Below are 20658 nucleotides of genomic sequence, written 5' to 3'. Positions count from 1 at the left end.
CATGAAAAGGACACTGGTTCTGATTTTCCTGGTAACCATGGCTGCGGGACTGTGGGTTCCCGGATTCACCCAAGCCGCTACGCCGCCCGACACCCTGGTGGTGGGGGTCTCTTCGGACATCCACCTGCTGGATCCGGCGGTTTCCAGCGACAACTACGACTGGCGCCAGATCTATCCCTGTTACGACCGCCTGGTAAAGTACAAGGTGGTCAACGGGGAGGGCTCCACGGAAGTGGAACCCTCGGCGGCCGAATCGTGGCAGGTGTCCCAGGACGGCATGGTCTGGACCTTCAAGATCCGCAAGGGCATCCGGTTCGACGACGGCACGCCCCTGGACGCCAAGGCCGTGAAGTTTTCCTTCGAGCGGGTTCTCAAGATCGGAAAGGGCCCTGCGGATAATCTCGGCGCCATTCAAACCGTGGACGTGGTGGACGACTACACGGTGAAGATCGCGCTCAAGAACCCCTTCGGCCCCTTCCTGCAGACGCTCGCCACCGACGCGGCCTCCATCGTGAATCCGGCCGTCATGAAGCACGAAAAGGACGGAGACCTGGCCCAGGGATGGCTCGCCCAGAACACGGACGGAAGCGGTCCGTTCCGCCTGAAGGAGTGGATCCGGGGGGAGCGGTGCGTGCTGGAAGCCAAGCCGGACTACTGGGGCGGAGCCCCCAAGCTCAAGCAGGTGGTCATCCGGTTCATGCGCGAATCCTCCGACCGGCGCATGGCCCTGGAGCGCGGTGACATCGACATCGCGGAGGGCATCCTGATCGACCAGATCCCCGCTTTGGAGAAAAACCCCGATCTCGTGGTCCGCCGCTATCCGTCCCAGCTGGTGGAATACGTCTATTTGAACTGTCAGAAGCCGCCGTTGGACAACCCGCTGGTGCGCCAGGCCCTGAACTACGCCGTGGATTACCAGGGCATCATCGACTACGTGCTCCAGGGAAACGGCGTGCAGATGCGCGGTCCCGTTCCCAAGGGCATGTGGGGTCACAAGCCCGACGTGTTCCAGTACCATCGGGACGTGGAAAAGGCCAAGGAACTGCTGCAGAAGGCCGGCGTCTCCAAGGGCCTGGAACTCACCCTCATCTACTCGGAACGGCGGGCCACCTGGGAACAGATCGCCACGGTGCTCCAGAGCAACTTCGCCGACATCGGCGTGAACCTGAAGCTCCAGCTCATGGCCAATCCCACTTTGCGCGACAAGATCGACCGAGGGGATTTCGAGCTGTGCCTGGGGGCCTGGAGTCCCGACTACGCGGATCCATCCATGTTCATGAATTTCTGGTTCGATTCCAACAACTGGGGCCTTCCCGGAAACCGCAGCTTCTACAAGAACGAAAAGGTGGACTCGCTCATCCGAAGGGCCCTGGCCCTGAGCGACCAGCAGGAGCGCATCAAGCTCTACAACGAGGCCCAGGACATCATCATGGCCGACGCGCCCTACATCTTCCTCTACCAGACCCAGACCATCGTGCCCATGCGAAAGAACGTGAAGGGCTACGTGTACAACCCCATGCTGGAATCCATGTACAACTTCGAATCCATCTACAAGGAATAGAGGGATAGGAAGGGGACCGGTCCGTTCATGCGACTGCTGCGCTACATCGGCAAACGCCTGCTGCACCTCGTCCCGGTTCTCCTGGGCGTGACGGTGCTCGTCTTCTTCATCTCCCACGCCATCCCGGGCGATCCGGCCCGGATGATGGCGGGCCAGAAGGCGAGCCGCGAGGCGGTGGAGAACCTGCGCCGGTCCATGGGGCTGGACCGGCCCCTCCATGAACAGTACCTGCGCTACATGAAGGGACTCCTCCACGGAGACTTGGGGCGGTCCGTGCGGAGCCAGCGGCCCGTGGTGGAGGATCTCAAGGACTTTTTTCCAGCCACGCTGGAGCTCACCCTGGCCAGCATGACCCTGTGCCTGGTGGTGGGCCTGCCCCTGGGGATCCTTTCCGCCGTGCGCCGAAACCGCCCCCTGGATCATGCCTCACGGGTCTTTTCCGTCTGCGGGGTGTCCATGCCCGTCTTCTGGCTGGGCCTGATGCTTCTTCTTCTCTTCTACCGCAACCTGCAGTGGCTTCCCGGGTCGGGCCGGCTGGACGTGGGGCTGGATCCCCCCGCCTCCGTCACCGGCCTCTACCTGGTGGACGCCCTGCTGGAAGGAAACCGCCCCGTCTTCCTCAACGCCCTGAGCCACATCATCCTGCCGGCCTTCTGCCTTTCCTACGTCTATCTGGCGGTCATCACCCGGATCGTGCGTTCCTCCATGATCGCCGTCATGGAGCAGGACTACGTGACCACGGCTCGGGCCAACGGGATTTCGGAGCCCGTGGTGATCCTCAAGCATTGCCTCAAGAATTCCCTCATCCCCACGGTCACCATCGCGGGCCTTTCCGTGGGGGAACTCCTGGGTGGCGCCATTCTCACCGAGACCATCTTCGGCTGGCCCGGGATGGGAAAGTACGTGGTGGATTCGGTCAATTTCCTCGATTTTCCCGCCATCATGGGCTTCACCCTGGTGGTGTCCCTTTCTTACGTGCTCATCAACCTGGCGGTGGACGTGATCTATGCCTTCCTCAACCCCCAGATCCGGTACTGATCCCACGGGCGGGTGGCGCCGCTTTCGGGAAGAACACGCGTGGCAGATCCGCGAGTTCTTCTTCACCCTGCACCTGCTCCGGCGGAATCCGTCGGCCGTGGCGGGCTTCGTCATCATCTGCTCCATGGTCTTTCTGGCTCTTGCGGCCCCCTGGGTCGCCCCTTACGATCCCATCCGGATCAGTCTGAGCGAGCGGCTCTCCCCACCGTCCTGGCACCACCTTTTCGGCACGGACGAATTGGGCCGCGACCTCTTCAGCCGCGTTCTCTACGGCGCCAGGATCTCGCTTCGGATCGGGCTGCTGGTGGTGGGCATCGCCGGGGGGCTGGGAACGATCCTGGGGGCCGTGGCGGGCTACGTGGGCGGCAAGACGGACGACGTCATCATGCGGTGCCTGGACATCGTGCTCTCCTTTCCGTCCCTGGTGCTGGCCATGGCCCTGGCGGCGGCCCTGGGCCCCAGCCTCCGGAACGCCATCCTGGCCGTGGCCTTCGTCATGATCCCCAAGTTCGCCCGGCTGGTGCGCGGCGAGGCCCTGGCCGTCCGCGAAAGGCCCTTCATAGCCGCGGCCAAGGTGTCGGGGGCGAGCCACACGTGGATCGTCTTTCACCACGTGATTCCCAACTGCCTGTCGTCGGTGATCGTTCTGGGAACGCTGGTGGTGGGCGAAACGATTCTCATTGCGTCTTCCCTGAGCTTCATCGGCCTGGGCGCTCAGCCGCCCACCCCGGAATGGGGCGCCATGATCAGCGTGGGCCGAAAGTTCCTCATGGACCAGTGGTGGTACGCCACCTTCCCGGGCCTCTTCATCCTGGTGACGGTGATCGGGTTCAACATCTTCGGCGACGCCCTCCGGGACGTGCTGGACCCTCGAATCAGAAGGTGACGCGTGAACGGAGACCTGCTGCACATTCAGGACCTTTCGGTGCGGTTCTTCACCTACCAGGGGGTGGTGCGGGCCCTGGAAGGCGTGCACCTTGCCGTGCGCCGCGGGGAAATCCTGGGGCTGGTGGGAGAGACGGGATGCGGCAAGTCGGTGCTGGCTCGAAGCATTCTGCGGCTCATCGCCGATCCGCCGGGGCGGATCATGGGGGGCCGGATCCTTTTCAAGGGCCGGGACATGCTGACGCTTCCCATGAAGGAGATGCGCCGGATTCGGGGGAACGACATCTCCATGATCTTCCAGGAGCCCATGACGAGCCTCAACCCCGTCTTCACCGTGGGAAACCAGATGGAGGAGGTGGTGCGTCTCCACCAGAAGGTGAGCCGGAAGGCCGCCCGGCGGATCTGCGTGGAGATGCTGGAACAGGTGCGCATGCCCGATCCCGAATCGGTCCTTCGCAAATACCCCCACGAGCTTTCCGGCGGCATGCGCCAGCGGGTCATGATCGCCATGGAACTGTCGTGCCGGCCGGACCTTCTCATCGCCGACGAGCCCACCACGGCCCTGGACGTGACCGTGCAGGCCCAGGTGCTCCACATCTTGAACGAACTCACCCGGGCCCGGGGGACGTCCGTTCTTTTCATCACCCACGATCTGGGCGTGGTGGCGCACCTGTGCGACCGGGTGGCGGTCATGTACGCGGGAAAGATCGTGGAGACGGCCCCTGTGGACGCCCTCTTCCGCTCTCCCGGCCATCCCTACACCCGGGGGCTTCTGGCGGCCGTTCCCAGCGTGGACGAGGACCGGGAGGTTCTGGCCTCCATCCCGGGAGTGGTTCCGGGCCTCATCGATCCGCCGGCCGGCTGCCGGTTTCACCCCCGCTGCCCGGCGGCCCGCAAGGAGTGCGAGCACCTGGAGCCGGCCGGGGTGGAAGTGGGGAAGGATCATTGGGTGTTTTGTCATGCGGGAAGGGGAAAGGTAAAAGGTGAAAGGTAAAAGGTGAAAGGTAAAAGGTGAAAGGTAAAAGGTGAAAGGTAAAAGGTGAAAGGTGAAAGGTAAAAGGTGAAAGGGGTGAGGGGGGAGCGCATGGGCCCGTCGGGGTAGGGGCGGGGTTTATCCCCGCCCGCTGAATGCGCGGTGACGGAATTCTCTTCGTTTGGCTTTGTGGGGATAAGGCGGCGGCCCGAAGGCCGTGCCCGGGATGCAGGGGAGGAATTGGAAGGTGGATGAAGGGGTGGTGATCCGCGCGGAGGGGCTCCGAAAGTACTTTCCCGCCGGGGCTTCCGGCCTGTGGGGGCGCAGGAAGGCGTTTTTGCGAGCCGTGGACGGCGTGAGCTTCCACGTGCGGGAAGGGGAGACTCTGGGCCTGGTGGGGGAGTCGGGCTGCGGCAAATCCACCGTGGGCATGCTCCTTTTGGGCCTCCACCGTCCCGACGCCGGCCGGGTCCTCTACCGGGGGGAAGACATCCTGGCCCTGGAAGGCGAGGCGAAAAGGCGCATGCGCCGAAACATCCAGGTGGTCTTCCAGGACCCGCAGTCGTCCCTGGATCCCCGGATGCTCGTCAAGAAGGCCGTGGGCTTTCCTCTGGAAGTGAACGGGCTGGCGCGCGGAGCGGAAGTGACCCGTCGGGTGGAAGCCATGCTGGCCGAAGTGGGCCTCCGCCCCGAGCACATGTACCGATATCCCCACGAATTCAGCGGCGGTCAGCGCCAGCGCATCAACATCGCCCGGGCCCTCATCACCGGCCCCCGGTTCGTGGTCTTCGACGAGCCCACGTCCGCTCTGGACGTCTCCGTCCAGGCCCAGATCCTCAACCTCGTCAAGGACCTACAGAAACGGCGGGGCTATTCCTATCTTTTCATCTCCCACGATCTCAGCGTCATCCGGCACGTGAGTCACCGGGTGGCGGTCATGTATCTCGGGCGTATCGTGGAAACCGCGCCGCGAGGGGATCTGTTCCAAACTCCAAGGCATCCCTACACCCGGGCGCTCATGGCGGCCGTGCCCAAGCCCGACCCGGCGCGCCGTCAGCCGCTGGCGCTCCTGCCGGGGGACGTGCCCAGCCCGGTCCACATCCCGCCCGGCTGCCGGTTCCATCCCCGGTGTCCGGAAGTGATGGACGTGTGCCGGGAAACAGAGCCCGCCCCGGTCGAGGTGGGGCCGGATCATGTGGTCGCCTGCCATCTGTGGCACGGCACCGGTTTTGACGCACGGAGGAGGTCCGCATGAAGGTCTTTGTCTCGGTGGATATCGAAGGGATCGGCTGCGTGGTTCGGAGCGAGCATTCGTCCCCGCAGGGCCGGGAATTCCAGTGGGCGCGAAAGCGCATGACCGAGGAGGTGAACGCGGCCGTGGCGGGAGCCTTTGCGGCGGGCGCTTCCGAAGTGGCCGTGGCCGACTCCCACAACGTGGGCCTGAACCTTCTGGCCGATGAACTGGATCCCCGGGTGCGGCTCGTCATGGGCTCGCCTCGGCCCCTTTCCATGATGGAAGGCGTGCAGCTGGGCTTCGACGCCGTCTTCCTGGTGGGCTATCACGCCATGGCGGGAACGGCCGACGGGGTGATCGTTCACACCTACACGGGCCGCATCGCCTCGGTGAAACTCAACGGGACGCCGGTGGGGGAAATCGGGATCAGCGCCGCCCTGGCGGGCCATTACGGCATCCCCGTGGCGCTGGTGACGGGTGACGACAAGGCGGCGCGGGAGGCCCGGGAGCTGCTGGGTGATGTGGAAACGGTGGAGGTGAAGCAGGGCCTGGGGGCCTACGCGGCGCTCTGCCTGTCTCCGGCCGCCTGCAACGAAAAAATCCGGGCGGGCGCCGAAAGGGCCCTCCGGAAGGCCCGATCCCTGAAGCCCTTCCGGGTGGAAGAGCCGGTGCAGTTGACCGTGGGCTTCACCACGGCGTCGGCCGTGGACCGCGTGACGGCCATCCCCGGCGTCGAGCGGCTGGACGGCACCACCGTCGCCGCATCGGCTGCGGACGTCCTCCAGGCCTTCCGCCTCTTCCACCTCATGACCGACCTGGTGGAGCTGGTGCCCTTCATCTAGCGATCATGGTCGTCTTTCGTAGGGCGGGCTTTACGCCGCCCGACGGAACCGAACCGCCGGAAAGGATCTTCCGATCCGGATTGCACTCTCTTCATACCGGAAGGTGAAAGTGGCGGGCCGATGTCCGCAAAAGCAGCTAGCTTGTCCAAGGGTTCAGGAGGGAAACACCGCTTATTTCCATGTCCCGAGTGTTCCTCGTCACGACGGTCAGATCGTGGGCGATAGCGGTAGCTGCGATCAACCCATCGATGGCCGGCATGGGACGGCCATTCGCTTCGGCCTTGGCCTGAACAGTGCCCCATACGCGGGCCACTTGGATGTCGATTGGAAGGATCCGTCCATAAAAGCGCTCGGTAAGATCCCTTTCCAGCCATTTACGGATTTTCGTCCTGCGCGCCGGATCGGAAACCTTCTCGGCGCCCTTGTGGATTTCACCCACGGTAAGAACGCTGATGCACAAATCCACTTCCTCCTGCGCAGCAATCCAGTCCACGACGGGTTGAGCGGGAACGGCCCTGAGAAGTTCAGAAAGTACGCACGTGTCCAGCAAGAATCTCACAGCACCACGTCCCTTGGAGGATCCTTTTGTCTGAGATCGTCCAAGTCGATTCCCTTAAGTGGGGATCCGGCGAAGAAATCGACCAGGGAGGAATGCGCTCGTCGGTGCCTTGTGTAGTCTTCATAGCTGAGGATGACGGCCACTTTTTTGCCGTGCTTTGTAATGATCTGCGGGCCGAACTTTCGAGCGTTTTCCAGAACGTGGCTCAGCCTACTTTTGACTTCCTGAACTTGCCATGTTCCCTTTTCCACAACCGCCTCCAATATGCGGGACTCATGGGATAGTCTGACCAATCTGACCAGATTTTATCGGCTCTGTTACCAACGGTCAACCGCATGGGGGAGGTCCCACGCACGCCCCCATCACTCATCACTCGTCACCCGTCACCCATAACTCGTCACTCATCACTCCTCCAGGCTCAGGCGGTTTCGCCCTTCGGCCTTGCTTCGGTAGAGCTGCCTGTCGGCCCGCTCCACCACGTCGTCGGAGGTTTCTCCCGGCCTGGAGATGGCGCCTCCGATGGAGGCGGTCACGGCGATCCGCTCCCCCTGATGATCCAGCCAGCTCTTTTCGACGAGCATCCGCAGGCGTTCCCCCAGAGCGCGCAAGCCCTCTTGGGAGATGTTCCGGCACAGCACCACGAACTCTTCGCCGCCCCACCGGCAAGGGGTGTCCAGGCTTCGGACGGCTCCATCCAGCACCCCCGCCACCATCCGCAGCACCTTGTCGCCCACCCCGTGCCCCCACGTGTCGTTCACCGCCTTGAAGTGGTCGATGTCCACGAAGAGGATGCCGTAGGGAACGCCGTATTCCTTTTCGTCCTTTTCGCATTCTTCCAGGCGCATTTCGGCGTAGCGGCGGTTGCCCACCCCGGTGAGGGGGTCTGTCAGCACTTCCTTTCGGAGCTTTTCGATCTCATCCAGGACGTTGATTCTTTCCGACGCGGTATGGAAGATCTCCACCGCGCCGACGATCTTTCCCGCAACGTCCCGCATGGCCGTAGCCCGGACGTCCACGGGGGTCCGGTGCCCCAGCTTGTGGTGCATGTACACCCGGGCCTCGCGCATTCGGCCGTCCTGAACCACGGCCGCCAGCGGGCACCCCTCCACGCAGAGCTCCCGTCCCGACTCGTCCACGTGCCTCAAAATGTTGTCGGCGCAGGACTTCCCCAGCACCTCTTGGGCCGTGTAACCGGTGATGCGCTCCGCCGCCTTGTTCCAGAAGGTGATCCGCCGCTCCATGTCCACGAAATAGACGCCGTCGGCCATGCTGTCCAAAAGGCTCTTGTAGAAGGCTTCGTCCATGCCGCTTCCCCCCTTTGGTCGGGTTATTCGGCCAGGTCCTTTTCGGCTTCGGCCGGGGATTCGTTGCAGCGGGCCAGGAACGCCTCGCGCTTTTCCTTGGGCCACTGGGAGCAGAAGGCGGGCTTTCCCTTCATGACCCGTTTCATGCAAAGGGAGCAGGTGGGTTCGCAGCGCACGATGGGTTCGGCCGACTCTCCCTTGGCTTTCCGCGGCCAGAGCGGATCGGCAAAAAGCACCCGCGCCAGCCCGATGAGATCCGCCTTGCCTTCGGTGAGGATGGCCTCGGCCGTTTCCGGATCCTGGATCCGCCCGGCGGCGATGACGGGTGTTCCGGCCGCGGCCTTCTTGATCCGGGCGGCGAAATCCGCCATGTACCCCTGCTGCTTTTCCCGGGCGAGATAGTCCGGAAGAAAGAAGGAGTCGTAGGTCCCGGCCATCACGGAAAGATAAGCCACCCGCCGCTTTTCCAGTTCCACGGCGTAAACGGCCGTCTCCTCCACTCCGAGTCCGTCGGGAAGGCACTCGTCGGCCAGGAACCGGTAGCCCACCGGGTATCCCGGCCCGACGGCCTCCCGGACCGCCTCCACCACCTCCAGGGGAAAGCGCATGCGGTTTTCCAGGGATCCTCCGTAGGCGTCCCGGCGCCGGTTGGTTCGGGCGGAAAGAAACTGCACCAGCAGGTATCCCGTCCCGCCATGGATCTCCACCAGGTCGAATCCGGCGTCCCGGATCCTTCGCGCCGCATCGGCGTAGGCTCGGCGGACGGTTTCCAGATCCCCTGCGTCCATCTCCCTGGGCACCACCTCTCCCGTCTGGAACGGGGACGGCGCCAGGCGCTCCGGCGTGTAGGCGAATCGGCCCGCGTGGTTGATCTGCGCCGCGGCCACGGCCCCTTCGTCTTGGATGGTCCGAGCCAGCCGCTCCAGGCCCGGCAGGTAGCGGTCGTGGTCGGCCCGCAGCATGAACGGGCTTCCCAGCCCCGTTTCATGCACCCCGATGTTTTCCACCACGATCATGGCGGCCCCGGATCGGGCCATCTCCCGGTAGTGATCCAGCAGAAGCGGGCTCACCGTGCCGTCTGCGTGGGCGTAGCCGGCATAGAACGGCGCCATGGTGATCCGGTTGGAAAGTTCAAGGCCGTTCAGGCGAAAGGGCGAAAAAAGCGTCGGATAGTCGGCCATGGGACACCTCCTTAACAGGGAAGAACCTTTGACTCGGCCTCTAGGAGCCAAAAAAACCTCCCGAAAACCTACAGCAGAAAGCATTCGATCGGAACAGGGAAAATCCCTTCCGGGTGGAAACCATCCTGGCGGTCCCTCTTTTCCTTTGGTCCCACCTGGGCTATGAACAACTCCATACCAAGACGTGGCCTTCCTCCAGGCAAAAGACGGTAGGGGCTTCTCATCATTGGCCCCATAATCTGCTTTTACGGAGGGCAGGAGGGGATAGATCCCGCGCCTACTCACGAGTTTGGTCCGGTTTCTTAGGGGCGAGCTGCTATCCCGCCCCAAGATCGGACCATATGACGGCTACTGGATAACGAGGATGCCGTGTACCGCGATCTCGTCTTGAATGTGGCGTTGCTGGTCGCTTTGAGCGCCAGCTACAACCTGCTGGAGCGCCTACGTTTTCCACAAGATTCGGTGAAACGGGTCCTGGGCGGTCTCCTCTTCGGCTTTGTCACCGTGGTGGGCATGCAGCTTCCGTTCCACTACGCCCCGGGACTCATCTTCGACGGGCGGTCCATCATCTTGTCCCTGGCCGGACTCTTCGGCGGCCCCGTTACGGGAGCGGTGGCCGCGGCCATGGCCGCCGCTTATCGGTTTCATCTGGGGGGCGTGGGAGCCTGGACCGGCATAGGGGTGATCACCACCTCGGCCCAGGCCGGCATGGTGTGGCATCGCCGGATGAAGGGACGGCCGGAAGAAGTGGGAGCCAGTTCTCTTTTCCTCCTGGGACTTGCCGTCCATGTCCTCATGCTCCTTTGGATGCTCACCCTCCCTTGGCCCATGGGCCTCGGCGTCTTGAAGCAAATCGGTCTGCCCGTCCTCCTCATCTATCCGCCTGCCACGGTCCTTTTGGGGCAACTGCTGGCCATGGAGGCCCGCCGCCGGCTTTCGGAAGAAGCTCTGCGTCGGAACATGGAACTTCTCCAAAAGACCCAGTCCATTGCCCGCATCGGATCCTGGGAGTACGACGTGGAAACCCGATCCCTCACCTGGTCTCCGGAAGTCTCCCGCCTGTTCGGCGTGGATCCCGACACACCGCCTTCCTACGAGTTGTTCCTCCAGTGTGTCCATCCAGACGACCGGGGCCGGGTGGACCGGGCCTACATGGAGTCCGTTCGCCAAGGAAAGGACGGTTACGAGATCGAACATCGCATCGTTGGACCCAAGGACGGGCGGATCCGGACGGTCTTCGAAAAGTGTGAACATGTTCGGAGAACCGACGGGAGCATCGTCCGATCCGTGGGGTTCGTCCAGGACGTGACGGAGCGAAGGGTGGCCGAGGAAGAGCTTCGGGAGAGGGAATCCACCTTGAAGAGCATCTTTCGGGCCGCTCCCGTGGGCATCGGTATGGTGAAAAACCGGGTGATTCACGAGGCCAACGAGCAGCTGTGCCGAATGACAGGCTGCTCCCGCTATGAACTCCTGGGGCGAAGTGCGCGGATCTTCTACCCGAGCGACGAGGAGTTTGAATTCGTGGGCCGGGAAATGTACCGCCAGATCGCTCAAAAGGGCATGGGCACGGTGGAAACCCGCTGGCGGCGCAAGGACGGGCGCATCCTCGAGATCCTGCTCAGTTCGTGCCCCATCGATCCGCAGGATCTGTCCCACGGGGTGACGTTCACGGCTCTCGACATCACGGAGCGGGTGCGGGTGGAGCGGGCCCTTCGCGAGAGCGAGGAGAAATTCGCCAAGGCCTTCCGGTCGGCCCCGCTCCTCATGAGCATCACCCGTCTGGAAGATGCCCTAGTGTTGGACGTCAACGATACTTATTGTGAAGTCACGGGATACAGCCGGGAAGAGATGATCGGGCGGACCACCTTGGAAATCGGCCTGTGGCGCGACCCCTCGGACCGACGGCGGCTGCTGAAACAGCTTCGGACCCGAGGGCGCGTGACGAACTTGGACCTGGATCTTCGGATGAAAAACGGCGAGATCAGCCACATGCTCTTTTCCTGCGAACTGGTGGTTCTCCAGGGGACCCAGTGCCTGATCTCCGTGGGGATGGACATCACGGAGCGCGTCCGGGCGGAGCGGGCCCTGAAGGAGCTGGCGGCCGAACTGGAGCTGCGCGTGGCGCAGCGGATCGCCCAGCTCACCGAAGCCAACAAGGAATTGGAGGCCTTTGTCTTTTCCGTCTCCCACGATCTTCGGGCGCCGCTTCGGGCCATCAGCGGGTTTGCGGAAATCATCGCCCGGCGCCACCGGGAGGCTTTGAACGAGGAGGGGCGGCGCTATTTCGACCACATCCTGGAAGCCTCCGAACGCATGGGGAACCTCATCTCGGATCTCTTGAACTATTCCCGCCTGGGCCGGAAGGCGCTCGCATGGGAGGCCGTCCAGGTGGAGTCCTTCGTGGAAGACGTTCTCCAGCCGTATGAGGAGACCATGCGATCCGGCGAAACGGAACTGGTTTTGGACCTGGAGGTTTCCTCCCTATGGGCGGACCGAGCCCTGCTTCGGCAGATCCTTTCCAACCTGGTGGACAACGCCCTCAAGTACCGGAGGGAAGACTCGGGGCACCGGGTGCGGATCGCCTGCCGGGTGGAAGGAAACGAAGCGGTTCTTATGGTGTCGGACAATGGAATCGGGATTGATCCGGTCCATCACGAGAGGATCTTCAATATCTTTCAGCGGTTACATCCCCGCACGGCTTACGCCGGCACCGGGATCGGGCTGGCCCTGGTGAAGAAGGCGGTGAGTCTCCTGGGGGGGACGATCCGCTTGGCCTCGGAGCCGGGAAATGGGACGGAGTTTGAAATTCGCTGGCCCCTGCCCGAGGAAGGGAAGCGGGAATAGAAGAGAGAAACCGGGAGCCTGGCCGGGAACAGGTTTTTTCAATAACCGATACGGGCCCCGCTTTGTTTCGTAGCCGCGGGCTTCAGCCCCGCGGGAAGGGGACATCGGAACCCCATGAAGGGACAGGAAATACGCGATGGTCCCTCCGCGTCCGGGGATTCCTTCGCAGCCCTGAAGGGCTGCGCTACGGGAAAAGGGGTCAACACGTGCATTTTCGAGCAGCCTCCTGGGAGGATGTCCGAGAACGCTGTTTTCCAGGGAGCGCGGGCGTCTCGCCCGCTTCTTGTGCGGGCCGGAGGCCAGCGCTCCCAGGGGAAAGGGCCTTCGCACACATTGTCGGATAACCCCCTGGATGGAGCGGCGGGTAGGCGGGGATAGACCCCGGCCTACCCCAAGAGGCCCATGTGCTGTCATGGGGCGGACTTCAGGCCCGCCCTTCAGGAGTGCGCTCCGAGAAGGATTCGTTCAACCGAATGGCGCTTCCCCAAGTTGCCGAGGGATGAACCCATGACCGGAAACAAAAAAGGCCTGATCCTGCTGGTGGAAGACGATCCCATGGACGCGGAACTGGCCCTCAACGCCTTCCGCGAGACCCATCTGGATAACGAGGTGCGCGTGGTGGAAACGGGCGAAGAAGCCTTGGACTATCTCCTGGGTCGGGGGGATTACGCGGACCGAACGGCCCATCCGCTTCCCGACTACATCCTGCTGGATCTCAAGCTCCCGGGCCTGAGCGGACTGGAAGTGCTGAAGATCCTCAAAACTACCCCCGGAATCAAGCGCATTCCCGTGATCATCCTCACCTCCTCCCAGGAGGAAAGCGATCGGGCCCTGGGCTACGACTACGGGGTCAATTCCTACCTGGTGAAACCTCTCAGTTTCTACGGCTTTCTGGAGGTGATTCAAAACCTGTGCGCTTACTGGCTGACACTCAACGTGCCGCCGCCGGTTCCGGTTGCGATGGAAGGATAAGGAGTCATGAGCGGCAAACCCATCCGAATTTTGTGCGTGGACGACGAACCCCATGATCGGGCCCTGATCCGCCATGCCCTGTCCGTGGAGGGCGATTACCTGTTGATCGAGGCCGACGACCGGGAATCCTTCGAGAGGGCTCTGGAAGAAGAAGACTTCCGCGTGGTGCTCACCGACTTCAACATCCTGGGTTTCGAGGGCCTGGAGGTGATCCGGGCGGTGAAGGTGGTAAAGCCCGATGTTCCGGTGATCGTGGTGACCGGCACGGGCTCGGAAGAGATCGCCGTCAAGGCCCTAAAGGAGGGGGCAGACGATTACGTGATCAAGACGCCCCACCACATCGCCCAACTTCCCCACACGGTGCGTCGTGCCCTCGTGATGATGGAGCAACGCCGGCGCCTGGCGGAAATGGACGCCAACATCCGGGCCCTGGTGGAGAATACGGCCGACGGGATCCTGGTGCTGGATCGCGACGGGCGCATCGTCTTCGCCAACCCGGCCGCCGAAGCCCTTCTCGGGCAGTCGGTGGAGGATCTTCTGGCAACGCCCTTCGGCTGCCTCATAAAAGGCGATGTGCCCGTGGAAATCGATCTTCCCCGGCGTCACGGCGGTGCGGGATGGGGCCTGCTCAACACGGCGGAAACGGTCTGGGACGGGAATCCCGCCACCATCGTCTCCATCCGCGACATCACCGAACTGAAGGCGGCCCAGGAGGCGCTTCGGAACTCGCAACGACGCCTGGCGGTGAAAAACCGCATCGCCGAGATCTTCCTCACCCAGGTGGACGACGGGGTCTATGAGGCGGTGCTGCAGGTGGTGATGGAAGAAACGAAGAGTCCGCTTGGCATTTTCGGGTATGTGGACGAAGAAGGGCGGTGGGTGTGTCCGACCCTTTCCGGGGACGTGTGGGACCGCTGCCGAATGGAAGAGAAACACTTCGTCTTTCCGCCCGAGAAATGGAAGGGGATCTGGGGAGAGGCGATGCGGGAGAAGCGCACCCGAGTCTCCCAAGGTCCCTTTCAGGTGCCCCAAGGGCACGTGGCGATCCATCGCGCTTTGAGTGTCCCCGTGGTCTATCGGGACCGACTCATCGGCAACATCCTGCTGGCCGACAAGCGGGAGACGGTCTATACGGAGGCCGACGTGGCCCTGGTGGAGGACGTGGCCCGCTGGATGGCCCCCATCCTCCAGGGGCGCCTGGATCTCATGGCAAAGGAAAGGGAGCGTCAGGCGCTGGAGGCTCAGTTCCTCCAGGCCCAGAAGATGGAGGCCGTGGGGCGTCTGGCCGGCGGCGTGGCCCATGATTTCAACAACCTTCTCACCATCATCCTGGGCTACGGGGAGCACGCCCTGGAGCGCATCCACCCGGAAGACCCGCTTCGCCGCATGGTGGAGCAGATGCTGTCAGCGGCCAAACGTTCCGCCTCGCTCACCCGTCAGCTCCTGGCCTTCAGCCGAAAGCAGACCCTGCAGCCGGTGGTACTGGATCTCAACGACTTGGTGAAGAACCTGGACAAGATGCTTCGGCGCCTCATCGGCGAAGACATCGACCTGCGGCTGGCCCTGGCCGAAAACCTTCCCACCGTGGAAGTGGATCCGGGGCAGATGGAGCAGGTGATCCTGAACCTGGCCGTGAATGCCCGGGACGCCATGCCCACCGGAGGAAGGCTTCTCATCGAGACGGCTTCGGTGCATTTGGACGAGGCCTACGCGGCACGTCATGCGGAAGTGACCCCTGGCGATTACGTGCAATTATCCGTGTCGGACACCGGATGTGGCATGGATGCGGAGACTCTTTCCAAGATCTTCGAGCCCTTCTTCACCACCAAGGAGACCGGGAAGGGAACAGGGCTGGGTCTGGCCACCGTCTACGGCATCGTGAAGCAGTCCGGAGGGCATATCTGGGTCTATTCGGAGCCGGGCAAAGGCAGCACGTTCAAGGTCTATCTTCCCCGCGCGGAAAAGGAGCGTAAGCAAGAGGAAGAATCACAGGCCCCCCTGGAACGGGCTCGGGGAGGCGAGCGGGTGCTGGTGGTGGAAGACGAGCCCGCGTTGCGAGGACTGGCCAAGGCCGTTCTGGAACGGTACGGATACCGGGTGGAGGTCGCGGGCAGTGGCGAAGAGGCTTTGCGGTTGGTGGAAGAGGGCGGGTTCCGCCCGGATGTGGTGGTCACCGACGTGGTGCTTCCCGGGATGAGCGGCGCTCAGTTGGCGGAACAGCTGGGGGGGCGCCTGCCGGGGCTGCGCTTGCTCTTCATGTCCGGTTACACGGATGATTCCGTGGTGCGCCACGGCATTTTGGAAGGCCACGTGCCTTTCCTTCAAAAGCCCTTTTCCGTGCGGGACCTGCTGGAAAAGGTGCGGGACGTGCTGGGCGCCTGAAAGCTGCCCAGGAGGGTGTCCGAAAACGTCGCGGATGATCTCTTTTCTCGTAGCGCCGCCCTTTAGGGCGGCGGAAGAATTCCTGGTTGTCGGATAGGCCTCGCATACGCCCTGCGTCTTCAAGGGGTTACAGTGGCCCTTTCCGCGGGGCTGAAGCCCCGCGGCTACGAAATGATTGAAAATTCTCGGCCCCTTGAGCCTGAAAACCATTCCCGGACAGGCTTCCAGGTAGGGTCTGACAACGTGTCCGAAAGCCCTTCGCCCCGGGAACGCGGGCCTCCGGCCCGCACGGGAAGCGGGCGAGACGCCCGCGCTCCCGGGAAAACAGCGTTCTCACGCAGGCTCCTGGGAGCTTGTCAGAAAACAGGTTGTGGGAGCGCCGCAAGGCGCGATGGGCTCGGGGCGACCCATGGCCACTGGATGGCCGGGCACTTCTTGCGCGGCCTTGGCCGCTCCCACAGCCCACTCGTTGCCCTTGACGTTTGCTCGCCTTTATGTGCGATGCTTTTTCACTTTATCAAGCCATCATTTTACCCGGTTTCCTGAATGTTGGGGGATCAGCGGGCGGGGATAAGCCCCCTTACCCGGGAGGTTTTTTCGCTCCGTAGGGGTGGGTTTTATGCCAGCCCGTCAGAATTTTGCCCCTGTATGTTCAAATGCCGCGCCGGCACCTGCAGCTCTTTGAGTGCGTACGGCCCGTTTCCTTCTTTCCCCTTGATCCGCCCCGCCTTTGAGAATACTCTCGCAAAATCTTTTGCTGGTTTTCGGGAATCGCAAGACAAGGTCTTATCAACCGAACAGGAGGAATGCCCATGAAGCTTCGCTGGATCCACGTGCTCAGTCTGGCCCTGGCCCTGGTCACCCTCGGATGGGGGATCAGCCCCGTTCAAGCGGAGGAGAAGGTTTACGTCAACGGCATCGACGCCAATTTCCCACCTTTCGCCTATATCGACAAGGACGGAAAGCCCGCCGGGTTCGATGTGGAGGCCCTGGACTGGATCGCCCGGGAAATGGGCTTCAAGGTCAAACACGTGGCCATCGACTGGGACGCCATCATTCCCAGTCTCACCAACCGAAAGATCGATCTCATCGCCTCGGGGCTGAGCGTCACCGAAGAGCGGAAAAAGCAGATCGACTACACCATCCCCTACTGGGAGATCAAGCAGGTGCTGGTGGTGAAGAAGGATTCGAACCTCACCGTGGATGACGTGCTCGGCAACGGCAACAAGGTGGGCGTGCAGCGCGGAACGTCAGAGGCCAAGTGGATGAAGGAAAACCTTATCGACAAGGGCCGCCGGTTCGAGTTGGTCTATTACGACTCGGCCCCGCTGGCCGCCGAGGACGTGGTGAACGGCCGGATCATGGCCGCCGCCATGGACGACGCGCCGGCCAAGGACATCGCCCGGGAAAAGCCGGTGAAGATTCTGGGAACCTTCGGGATGCCGGAAGAGTCCTTCGCCTACGGTGTCCGCAAGGGGGATGCGGAGCTCCTGAACCTGCTCAACGAAGGACTGCAGCGGCTCATGAATTCGCCCAAGTGGAACGAGCTGGTGGAAAAGTACAAGCCGTAGCGCCCTGCATGAGCCGTCGATCGATGTCGAAGGAAACGCACCTTCCTTTTTCGCCCCTCACGAAGGATGTGCTGGAACGCCTTCGGGATGCGGCGGGCCCCGACAGGGTCGTCACCGATCCGGAGCGCATGGCGGACTATGCCGAGGACGCCAGTCGGCTTCGCCGAATGCCCGAAGCCGTGGTGAGGGCTTCCGACGCATCCCAGGTCCGAAGGCTCTTCGATCTGGCCAACCGCTTCCGATTTCCCGTCACGCCCCGGGGCCTGGGGACGGGGCTGGCCGGAGGGGCGGTGCCGGTTCTGGGCGGCGTGGTGCTGGACTGTTCCGCCATGAACCGCATCCTGGACGTGGACCCTGTGAACCTCATCGCCGTGGTGGAACCGGGGGTCATCAACGGGGAACTCAAGAAGGCGGCCGCCGGGGAGGGCCTTTTCTATCCGCCCGACCCGGCCAGCTTCGATACCTGCTCCATCGGCGGGAACGCCGCCACCAACGCCGGCGGGCCCGCCTGCGTCAAGTACGGCACCACCCGGGACTACGTGCTGGGCCTGGAGGTGGTCATTCCCACGGGAACCCTTCTCCACACGGGCGTTCAGACCCGAAAGGGGGTGGTGGGCTATGATCTCACCCGCCTGCTGGTGGGATCCGAAGGAACGCTGGGAGTCATCACGCGGCTCGTCCTGAAACTGGTGCCTCGCCCGCCCGCCGTCACCACGCTGGTGGCCCTTTTCAGGGACATGGTCCGGGCCATGGAAGCCGTGCACGGGGTGCTCACGTCCGGGATGGTGCCGTCCACCGCGGAGTTCCTGGACCGGCGGTGCCTGGGCCTCGTGGGGGATCTGCTCCCCTGCGAAGGCGCGAACCATGCCGGGGCGTTTCTTCTCTTGGAATCCGACGGCCATCCGGAAGTGATCCGGCGCGAGATCGAGCGCATGGGGGAGGTGTGCCTGGAAAAGGGCGCCTCGGACGTGCTGTTGGCTCCCGATGCCGCCAAGCGGGAACGCATGTGGGACGTGCGCCGTCAGGTGTCGCTCCGGATCGAGGAGAGCGCGCCCGTTTACATCCCCGAAGACGTGGTGGTGCCCCTGGGCCAGATCGCGCCCTTCGTTTCCAAGGTTCCGGAACTGGAGGCGGAGACCGGGCTGGAGATCTATTGCTTCGGCCATGCGGGCGACGGCAACATCCACCTGAACATCACCGCATCCGGCGAGGCGGCGCCGGAGAAGGTGGAGGCGGGCGTCCGGCGGATCCTGGCGGAAGTCCTCCGGCGCGGAGGAACCATCAGCGGGGAACACGGGATCGGCACGGCCAAGAAACGCTACCTTTCCATGGAACTCGCCCCGGACAGCATCCGCCTCCAACGGGACATCAAGCGGCTGCTGGATCCTAGTGGGATCCTCAACCCCGGAAAGATCTTTGATGAGTGATGAGTGAAGGGTGAAGAGTGAAGGGTAACGGTTGAAAGTTCCCCCCTTTTTCAAAGGAGGGCCAGGGGGGATTGCCCCGGATCCCACGCGCGTGAAAAACATTCCGTAGGGAAGACGGCAACCGACAACTGACAACTGACAGCTGATAACGGAAAACGGATCACGGCATGAGCGTCAAACGGTCGGCATTGGAAGCCGCGGGGAAGAGCTACAGGGAGGAGGGGATCAGCCGGCGGGTGCGGGGGATCGCCGTCTCGGCCATCAAGGAGATGCCGCTCCTGGCCGAAAAGGTCCCCGGATGCGTCTCGCTGGGGCAGGGGATTCCGTCCTTCAGGACCCCGGAACACATCGTGGAGGCGGTCTGCCGGTCGCTGCGCCAAGACCCCTGGATCGGAAAATACAGCCTGGGGCCGGGCCTTCCGGCGTTGCGGCGGGCCCTGGCCGAATCGCTTAGAGAAGAGCGGGGCCTGGAGCTGGATCCGGACCGTGAGGTGTGCATCACGGTGGGGGCCATGGAAGGGCTGTGCGCGGCCATGCTCACCCTGGTGGACCGGGGCGACGAAGTGCTCCTTCCTTCCCCCAATTACGCTTCCCACATCGAGCAGGTGCTGCTGGCGGAGGGCAGGCCGGTCTTCTCTCCCCTGCGCCGCCAGGACTGGGGGCTGGATCCGGAGGCGATTCGGGCGAAGGTGAGCGACCGCACCAAGGCCCTGGTGCTCTGCAGTCCCCACAACCCCACGGGGGCCGTCTTCAGCCGGGAGGCGCTCCGGGCCGTGGCCGATCTGGCCCTGGAGAAGGGCTTTTTCGTCCTGTGCGATGAAACCTACGACTTTCTCACCTACGAGGGGGAGGCCCCCTTCAGCCTGCTGAATGTTCCGGAGCTGAAAAGACAGGTGCTGGGCTTCTTCAGTTTTTCCAAGAAATACGCCATGACCGGATGGCGTGTGGGCGCCGTGGTGGGCGACGGGGAGCTCCTGGACCAGATCATGAAAGTGCACGATGCGGCGGCCATCTGCGCCCCCACCCCCTCCCAGATGGCGGCCCTGGCCGCGCTCGAAGGTCCGCAGGATTGCGTGCAGGAGTTTCGAAGGATCCTGGAGGCCCGCCGGGACCGGGTCTGCCGGCGGCTGGATGCCATGGCGCGCTGGGTGTCCTACGTGAAACCGAAAGGAGCTTACTACCTCATGGTGCGAACCCACAGCCTGGCCGAGGATTCCATGACCGTGGCCCTTCGCCTCCTCCACGAGGCCCGGGTGATCACCATTCCCGGTGCCGCCTTCGGCCCGGATGGGGAAGGGCACATCCGGTTGTCCTTCGGCGGTTCCGAAGAAGAGTTGGACGAGGCCATGGATCGCCTGGAGGCCTGGTTCCGGAAAAACGGCTGAGGCCCATCCATTCCCCCGCCTCCTTTCAGGAAGCTGACGATTACCCACACTTGGGACCGTGGGCGGGAAGGGGTGGGCGGTTCTTTCCCATGGTGCGGTCCCGACGGGCGGGCATAAGGCCCGCCCCTACAGGAGCAGATTGAGTTCACGTAGGGGCGGGGTTTATCCCCGCCCTCCAAGTGCTACGTCCCTCTTGGTTGTCCGATTACCTTGGAAGAGGAAGTTGGGCGACGCGTGGCCTGCCGATGGGGAATGAGCCGAGGCGTAGGGCCGTCAAGGGACGCGGGCTGTAGGGGCCGTGATTCGCCTCCACGGGCGAGAGTCTGCCCCGTGCGCTTTTCGACGCCACGGGCCTCGGAGGCTGTCCGACAACGGCGGATTTGCCCCGTTCAACGCCCCTACGTCATCCCCGCGAAATCGGGGATCCAGAATTTCCAGTAAGTTATGGACTCCCGCTTGCGCGGGAGTGACGGTTGGGGGAGTTCTCGGAAAGCCTCCTG

The 20658-nt window shown here is 63.2% G+C and carries 16 protein-coding genes; 12 read left to right on the top strand and 4 right to left on the bottom strand.

The window, feature by feature from the left end; genetic code table 11:
* Window position 1: 1 nt before the first annotated feature.
* The 6 genes from BUB04_RS03525 to BUB04_RS03500 all read left to right on the top strand — a co-directional run bounded on the left by BUB04_RS03525 (window position 2) and on the right by BUB04_RS03500 (window position 6533).
* Window positions 2-1561, top strand: a complete 1560-nt coding sequence (locus BUB04_RS03525) for an ABC transporter substrate-binding protein (protein ID WP_073036993.1) — start codon at window positions 2-4, stop codon at window positions 1559-1561.
* 27 nt (window positions 1562-1588) lie between these two features.
* On the top strand, window positions 1589-2599 hold the full coding sequence (locus BUB04_RS03520) for an ABC transporter permease (protein ID WP_073036991.1): 1011 nt from the start codon (window positions 1589-1591) through the stop codon (window positions 2597-2599).
* Window positions 2568-3485, top strand: coding sequence for a nickel transporter permease (nikC, locus tag BUB04_RS03515; protein ID WP_084076092.1), 918 nt, complete (start codon window positions 2568-2570; stop codon window positions 3483-3485). The genes BUB04_RS03520 and nikC overlap by 32 nt, the downstream gene beginning before the upstream one ends.
* Before the next feature lie 3 nt (window positions 3486-3488).
* Complete coding sequence (locus BUB04_RS03510; RefSeq protein ID WP_073036989.1) at window positions 3489-4478, top strand: ABC transporter ATP-binding protein; 990 nt, start codon at window positions 3489-3491, stop codon at window positions 4476-4478.
* Window positions 4479-4704: 226 nt separating this feature from the next.
* Window positions 4705-5712: an ABC transporter ATP-binding protein gene (locus BUB04_RS03505; RefSeq protein ID WP_245795114.1), complete on the top strand. Its 1008-nt coding sequence runs from the start codon at window positions 4705-4707 to the stop codon at window positions 5710-5712.
* A complete protein-coding gene (locus BUB04_RS03500) occupies window positions 5709-6533 on the top strand; it encodes a M55 family metallopeptidase (protein WP_073036985.1) in 825 nt (274 codons plus the stop codon). The genes BUB04_RS03505 and BUB04_RS03500 overlap by 4 nt, the downstream gene beginning before the upstream one ends.
* A 136-nt stretch (window positions 6534-6669) precedes the next feature.
* Here BUB04_RS03500 and BUB04_RS03495 read toward each other — a convergent pair whose 3' ends face one another.
* The 4 genes from BUB04_RS03495 to BUB04_RS03480 form a co-directional block, all read right to left on the bottom strand.
* Window positions 6670-7092 (bottom strand): type II toxin-antitoxin system VapC family toxin, encoded by a 423-nt coding sequence (locus BUB04_RS03495; RefSeq protein WP_073036983.1) that lies wholly within the window; start codon window positions 7090-7092, stop codon window positions 6670-6672.
* On the bottom strand, window positions 7089-7343 hold the full coding sequence (locus BUB04_RS03490; protein ID WP_073036982.1) for a type II toxin-antitoxin system Phd/YefM family antitoxin: 255 nt from the start codon (window positions 7341-7343) through the stop codon (window positions 7089-7091). Before BUB04_RS03490 ends, BUB04_RS03495 begins: the two co-directional genes overlap by 4 nt.
* Window positions 7344-7496: 153 nt before the next feature.
* Window positions 7497-8396: a GGDEF domain-containing protein gene (locus BUB04_RS03485; RefSeq protein ID WP_073036980.1), complete on the bottom strand. Its 900-nt coding sequence runs from the start codon at window positions 8394-8396 to the stop codon at window positions 7497-7499.
* Between the two features lie 23 nt (window positions 8397-8419).
* Window positions 8420-9577 carry an oxidoreductase gene (locus tag BUB04_RS03480; RefSeq protein WP_073036978.1) on the bottom strand — a complete coding sequence of 386 codons (1158 nt, stop codon included), beginning with the start codon at window positions 9575-9577 and terminating at the stop codon, window positions 8420-8422.
* A 369-nt stretch (window positions 9578-9946) separates the two neighbouring features.
* Here BUB04_RS03480 and BUB04_RS03475 point away from each other — a divergent pair, with 369 nt between their 5' ends.
* The 6 genes from BUB04_RS03475 to BUB04_RS03440 all read left to right on the top strand — a co-directional run bounded on the left by BUB04_RS03475 (window position 9947) and on the right by BUB04_RS03440 (window position 20158).
* Window positions 9947-12421, top strand: a complete 2475-nt coding sequence (locus tag BUB04_RS03475) for a PAS domain S-box protein (protein ID WP_073036976.1) — start codon at window positions 9947-9949, stop codon at window positions 12419-12421.
* Between the two features lie 507 nt (window positions 12422-12928).
* Window positions 12929-13393 carry a response regulator gene (locus tag BUB04_RS03470; protein ID WP_073036975.1) on the top strand — a complete coding sequence of 155 codons (465 nt, stop codon included), beginning with the start codon at window positions 12929-12931 and terminating at the stop codon, window positions 13391-13393.
* Window positions 13394-13399: 6 nt separating this feature from the next.
* Window positions 13400-15775 carry a response regulator gene (locus BUB04_RS03455; RefSeq protein ID WP_084076088.1) on the top strand — a complete coding sequence of 792 codons (2376 nt, stop codon included), beginning with the start codon at window positions 13400-13402 and terminating at the stop codon, window positions 15773-15775.
* 812 nt (window positions 15776-16587) lie between these two features.
* On the top strand, window positions 16588-17346 hold the full coding sequence (locus BUB04_RS03450) for an ABC transporter substrate-binding protein (protein ID WP_073036973.1): 759 nt from the start codon (window positions 16588-16590) through the stop codon (window positions 17344-17346).
* 23 nt (window positions 17347-17369) lie between these two features.
* Window positions 17370-18773 (top strand): FAD-binding oxidoreductase, encoded by a 1404-nt coding sequence (locus BUB04_RS03445; protein WP_073036971.1) that lies wholly within the window; start codon window positions 17370-17372, stop codon window positions 18771-18773.
* A 167-nt stretch (window positions 18774-18940) separates the two neighbouring features.
* Complete coding sequence (locus BUB04_RS03440) at window positions 18941-20158, top strand: pyridoxal phosphate-dependent aminotransferase (RefSeq protein ID WP_073036970.1); 1218 nt, start codon at window positions 18941-18943, stop codon at window positions 20156-20158.
* Window positions 20159-20658: the final 500 nt, after the last annotated feature.

The sequence above is a fragment of the Desulfacinum infernum DSM 9756 genome (assembly GCF_900129305.1).
GTDB lineage: Bacteria > Desulfobacterota > Syntrophobacteria > Syntrophobacterales > DSM-9756 > Desulfacinum > Desulfacinum infernum.
The sequence above is the reverse complement of the archived record's forward strand: the minus strand, read 5'-3'. Positions and strand labels throughout refer to the sequence as shown.